Genomic DNA, 665 nt, shown 5'->3' with positions numbered 1-665 from the left:
TAAATCAGAATTTAGAAGCGATGGCAAAACAACTTTATGATTATTGGTTTGTGCAGTTCGACTTCCCGAATGAGGAAGGGAAACCGTATAAATCCAGTGGTGGAAAGATGATTTGGAATGAGAAGCTGAAAAGGGAAATACCGAATGGATGGAATAATTGTACATTACAAGAATTTTTAACCATTAAAAATGGACGAGATCACAAACATTTAGCTACTGGTTCACATCCTGTTTATGGAAGCGGAGGAGAAATGCGTAGGGTGAATGAATACCTTTTTTCAGGAGAGTCTGTCTTAATGCCAAGAAAAGGAACGTTGAATAATATCATGTATGTTAATGAATCCTTTTGGACCGTTGATACAATGTTTTATTCTGAGATGAAAATTGTGCATTCTGCTAAATATGTATTCTTTGCTATTAAAGATATTGATTTTACGAAATGGAATTCTGGAACTGGCTTGCCAAGTATGACGGCTTCAACTCTTTACAATATATCAATGATAAAACCAAGTGATGATTTACTCAAAAGATTTAATGATGTATTAATTCCTGTGTTTTACAAAATAAAGCAAACCAAAGATGAATGTGAAAAGTTGATCAGACAACGTGATGAGTTACTGCCTCTTCTGATGAACGGTCAAGTATCGGTAAATTCTGATTTATCG

Annotated in this window: 1 protein-coding gene and 1 pseudogene; both read left to right on the top strand. The window is 34.4% G+C overall.

What is annotated here, in order from left to right; genetic code table 11:
• Positions 1-159: pseudogene (locus ACESTR_RS16365) on the top strand (restriction endonuclease subunit S); the annotation flags it as partial.
• The coding region (locus ACESTR_RS16360) for a restriction endonuclease subunit S (protein WP_373179465.1) at positions 138-665 on the top strand (528 nt) is incomplete at its 3' end. The pseudogene ACESTR_RS16365 and the gene ACESTR_RS16360, both read left to right, overlap by 22 nt.

This window comes from Alistipes sp. DJF_B185 (genome assembly GCF_964250025.1).
Classification (GTDB): Bacteria; Bacteroidota; Bacteroidia; order Bacteroidales; family Rikenellaceae; genus Alistipes; species Alistipes finegoldii.
This window is presented reverse-complemented; position numbering and strand designations above follow the sequence as displayed.